Origin of the sequence: Indiicoccus explosivorum (assembly GCF_002167005.1) — a bacterium.
In the GTDB taxonomy this organism is placed as follows: Bacteria; Bacillota; Bacilli; order Bacillales_A; family Planococcaceae; genus Indiicoccus; species Indiicoccus explosivorum.
On record NZ_NHTN01000080.1, the window covers coordinates 1 to 4,727 of the forward strand.

General features: G+C 56.5%; 3 protein-coding genes. All 3 read right to left on the reverse strand.

Annotated elements, in window-relative coordinates; all coding sequences use genetic code 11:
- Nucleotides 1-30: 30 nt before the first annotated feature.
- The 3 genes from CCE92_RS15605 to CCE92_RS15615 all read right to left on the reverse strand — a co-directional run bounded on the left by CCE92_RS15605 (nucleotide 31) and on the right by CCE92_RS15615 (nucleotide 4,362).
- The gene (locus CCE92_RS15605) at nucleotides 31-882 is read right to left on the reverse strand and encodes a 3-hydroxybutyryl-CoA dehydrogenase (protein WP_088009613.1); all 852 of its coding nucleotides are present in this window, start codon (nucleotides 880-882) and stop codon (nucleotides 31-33) included.
- A complete protein-coding gene (mmgA, locus tag CCE92_RS15610) occupies nucleotides 883-2,079 on the reverse strand; it encodes an acetyl-CoA C-acetyltransferase (RefSeq protein WP_088009615.1) in 1,197 nt (398 codons plus the stop codon).
- Between the two features lie 147 nt (nucleotides 2,080-2,226).
- Entirely contained in the window at nucleotides 2,227-4,362 is a 2,136-nt protein-coding gene (locus CCE92_RS15615) for a 4Fe-4S dicluster domain-containing protein (RefSeq protein WP_088009617.1), read from the reverse strand.
- Nucleotides 4,363-4,727 lie beyond the last annotated feature (365 nt).

The following is a 4,727-nucleotide window of genomic DNA, read 5'->3' on the forward strand; positions in this document are numbered from 1 at the left end:
GAACGCGCATAAATCGCTGACAAAACGCGATCAGCTGTAGTCGTAGAAGCCTCTTCCGCTTTTCTTGCCGAGCCAGCCGGCCGCAACGTATTTGCGCAGCAGCGGACTCGGGCGGTATTTGCTGTCGCCGAAGCCGTCGTAGAGGATTTCCATGATATACAGGCATGTGTCGAGGCCGATGAAATCGGCGAGCGTCAGCGGCCCCATCGGATGGTTCATGCCGAGCTTCATCACTTCATCGATCGCTTCTTTCGTGGCGACGCCTTCCTGCAGCGTGAAGATCGCTTCATTGATCATCGGCATGAGGATCCGATTGGATACGAAGCCCGGGAAATCCTGCACTTCGACCGGCGTCTTGCCGAGTTTATTCGTCATATCCTCAACCGCCTGGTATACAGCATCCGTCGTCGCGAGACCCCGGATGATTTCGACGAGTTTCATGACCGGAACAGGGTTCATGAAGTGCATGCCGATGACTTGTTCCGGCCGGTTCGTCACCGCCGCGATTTCCGTAATCGGGAGCGAAGAGGTGTTCGTCGCCAGGATGGTGTGTTCCGGTGCCGCCGCGTCGAGCGTCTTGAAGATCGTGTGCTTGACGTCCATGTTCTCGACGGCCGCTTCGATGACGATGTCCGCGTTCTTCGCGTCGTTCAGGTCGAGCGATTTGGTGATGCGGCCGAGGATGGTCGATTTTTCATCTTCCGTCCTGCGCCCTTTTTCGACATCGCGCGACAGATTTTTGGTGATGGTCTGGATTCCTCTTTCGTATGCTTCTTCTTTCATATCATTCAGCGTGACGCTGAACCCCGCCTGCGCACAAACTTGCGCGATGCCGGAGCCCATTTGGCCGGCGCCGATGACCATTACGTTTTCGATTGCCATTTACAGTGCCTCCTGTTTCGGTACTTCGATCATGACCGCATCTCCCTGTCCGCCGCCCGAGCAGATGGAAGCGATGCCGATACCGCCGCCGCGGCGTTTCAGTTCGTATGCAAGGGTCAATAAAATCCGTGCGCCGCTCGCGCCGATCGGATGGCCGAGCGCCACCGATCCGCCGTTAACGTTGACTTTCTCCGGATCGAGGCCGGCGATCTTCGAGCTTGCCAGCGCCACAGCCGCGAAGGCTTCGTTGATTTCGAACAGATCGATTTCTTCGAGCGTCTTGCCGGTCTTCTTCAGCAATTCACCGATGACGAGCCCCGGCGTTTCCGGGAAGCGGTTCGGCTCGACGCCGACTTCCGCGTGCCCGATGATGGTGGCGAGCGGTGTTCTGCCTTCGCGCGCTGCCCGTTCATCGCTCATCAGGACGAACGCTGCCGCCCCGTCATTGACGCCAGGCGCATTGCCCGCTGTGATCGTGCCGTCCTTGCCGAAGGCCGGACGGAGTTTCGCCAGCGATTCCGATGACGTATCCTCACGCGGCGCTTCATCTGTATCCACCGTGATCGGATCCCCTTTGCGCTGCGGGATTTCGACCGGGACGATTTCTTCAGCCAGCACATTGCGTGCGCTGATTACGCGGCTGTGGGAGCGGGCCGCCCATTCGTCCTGCGCTTCGCGCGACAGGCCGAACTTCTCGGCCGTTTCATTGCCGTACGTGCCCATATGGACGCGCTCCGGGCTGAACGAACAGCTGAGCCCGTCGAATACCATGCCGTCGACCACTTCAGAGTTGCCCATCCGGAGTCCCCAGCGCGCTTTCGGCAAGTAGTACGGCGCATTCGACATCGATTCCATGCCGCCTGCCACGATGACTTCCTCGTCACCGAGGCGGATGAGCTGGTCCCCGAGTGTGACGGAACGGAGTCCGGACGCACAGACTTTATTGACTGTCTCGGTCTTCACTTCGAATGGGATACCGCCTTTTTTGGCCGCCTGGCGTGACGGAATCTGCCCCTGGCCCGCCTGCAGCACGTTCCCCATGATCACTTCATCGATTTCTTCCGGTTCCACGCCGGCGCGCTCCAGTGCGGCTTTGATCGCATGGCCGCCGAGATCGCTTGCTGAGAGGGCGCTCAGGGCACCTCCGAATTTTCCGAATGCGGTACGGGCTCCATCGAGAATCACTGTTTTTGGCATCTTCTGTTTCCTCCCTTTCAAATGTAAACGCATACAATTGTTGACTGAACGCTCGCTCGGTAAAGCGGCAGAAAAAAAGGGAGCGGTCTGCACTCCCTTTTTTCTGATTAATTTAATTGTACCGGACTTGCCGATTTTCAGCAACGGTTATTGGAGCACCGTCTCCCCTTCATCAGGCTGCGCTTCGCCGATGACCGCGCGCTCCAGGATTTCCGCCACATCGAATGTGCCGACCATCTCTTCGACTTCCTTCGCTTTCGTACCGTCCGACAGCATCGTCAGGCAGTACGGACAGCCGGAAGAAATCATGCTCGGGCTGACGGCAAGCGCCTGTTCCGTACGCGCCACATTGACGCGGTGGCCTGTATCTTCCTCCATCCACATCAGGCCGCCGCCGGCTCCGCAGCACATGGCGTCCTGGCGGTGACGGACCATTTCGACGAGCTCGACGCCTTCAATCGCGCGGAGGATTTCCCGCGGCGCGTCATAGACGCCGTTGTATCGGCCGAGGTAGCAGGAATCGTGGAACGTGATTTTTTCGTTGACCGGGAACTTCGGTTTCAGCCGGCCCTCCTGGAGCAGATCGAACAGCATTTCCGTATGGTGGTACACTTCCGCATTGAATCCGAAATCCGGGTATTCGTTTTTGAAAATGTTATACGCGTGCGGATCGATCGTCACGATTTTCGTGACATTGTTCTTTTCGAATTCCTTGATGTTTTCCGTCGCCAGTTCCTGGAATAAAAACTCGTTTCCGAGGCGGCGCGGCGTATCGCCGGAGTTCTTTTCTTTATTGCCGAGAATGGCGAACTTCACGCCGGCTTCGTTCATCAGGTTGGCGAACGACAGCGCGATTTTCTGCGAGCGGCTGTCGAATGCGCCCATCGAACCGACCCAGAAGAGGTATTCGAACTCTTCGTCCGCTTTCTTCAGTTCTTTCACCGTCGGGATTCTGATATCCGGACGCTCGTCGCGCCAGTTCTCTTTTTCCTTCCGGTTGAGGCCCCACGGGTTGCCCTGCTTCTCGATGTTCGTCATCGCACGCTGAGCATCTTTGTCCATGCGGCCTTCCGTCATGACGAGGTAACGGCGCAAGTCGATGATCTTGTCGACGTGTTCGTTCATGACCGGGCACTGGTCTTCACAGTTCCGGCACGTCGTGCACGCCCAGATCTCTTCTTCCGTGATCACGTCGCCTATGAGCGAAGGGTTGTAGATATCTTCGATGACCGCGCCTTCAGCGCCGGCCGCCATCGCCAGCTGGTTGCCTTGGGTGTTATTGAATAAAAACGCCGGCACCCATGGCTTCTGTTTCGTCTGCACGGCCCCCGTGTTCGTCAGGTTGTCGCGCAGTTTGACGATGAGGTCCATCGGCGACAGCATCTTCCCTGTACCGGTCGCCGGACACATATTCGTGCAGCGGCCGCATTCCACGCAGGCATAGAAATCGATCATCTGCGCCTGGTTGAAATCGGTCACTTTGCCGACGCCGAATGACGGCACTTCGTCGGATTCCTCATCTTCGAGGTCTTCGAAATTAAGCGGCTTCAGACGGCCGACATGGTCGAGCCGGTGGAAATACGTGTTGACCGGTCCGAAAATGAGGTGCGCGTGTTTCGACTGCGGCACGTACACGAGGAATGCCAGCAGGAACAGGAGGTGCACCCACCACATGACATAGAAAACAACGGCGGCGACAGTCTCGCCGACCCAGCCGAACAGGAAAGCGACCGCGGACGCCATCGGTTCAGTCCAAGCGCCGGTGTGGTCGAACCAGACGAGCGACATCCCGTTACCGATGAGGACGGAGAACATCAGACCGCCGATGAAAATCAGGACGAGCCCGGATTTCCAAGTCCGTTTCAGCCGGACCAGTTTTTCCACGTAACGGCGGTGGAATGCCCAGAACACCGCCACGAGAATCATGAATGTCACCAGTTCCTGGAACAGCGTGAATGCCGGATAAAGCGGCCCCAGCGGCAGGTGCTCACCCGGTGCGAGCCCTTTGATGATGAAATCGATCGCCCCGAACTGCACGAGCAGGAAGCCATAGAAGAACATGACATGAATCGATCCGCTCTTCTTATCCTTCAGCAGCTTCCGCTGGCCGAAGACGTTGATCCAGATTTTCCGGAGACGTTCCTTAACATTCTCCTCGAACTCAGGCTTTTTGCCGAGTTTGATGAAATCGCGGCGCGTCTTCAAAACGTATAGGAACAAATAAATTCCGTAAGCGGTTACAAACAGAAATAAAATCCAGTTAGCAATGAGCAGCGGCTCCATCGCGTGTCCTCCTTTATGATGATGTGTATTGCCCGTAAGCTTTGCATTCAGTTTACCGAAAAGCTCCGCGGCTGTCTAACCTGCTTTCAGTTTAAAACTGAATGAGCATTCAGTCAATGGGAAACTGGAAGAACTTTCAGATTTGTGACGCCTGCTGACATATATTTTTGAAAGTCGGATTTGGAGGGGGTTGGTGAGGGTTATCTCGGGCTTGATGGGTCTTATCTGGGTCTTGAGTGCGTTTATCTGGGTCTTGGGGCGTTTATCCCGGGCTTGAGTGCGCTTATCTGGGGCTTGAGGGCGCTTATCTGGGTCTCGACGACCTTTATCTCGGGCTTGAGGGCGCTTATCTCGTTCTCGACCCC

What these genes read in the sequence shown, in the direction of transcription:
- CCE92_RS15605 (WP_088009613.1), bottom strand. Translation starts at nt 882, where the DNA reads ATGGCAATCGAAAACGTAATGGTCATCGGCGCCGGCCAAATGGGCTCC.
- mmgA (WP_088009615.1), bottom strand. Translation starts at nt 2,079, where the DNA reads ATGCCAAAAACAGTGATTCTCGATGGAGCCCGTACCGCATTCGGAAAA.
- CCE92_RS15615 (WP_088009617.1), bottom strand. Translation starts at nt 4,362, where the DNA reads ATGGAGCCGCTGCTCATTGCTAACTGGATTTTATTTCTGTTTGTAACC.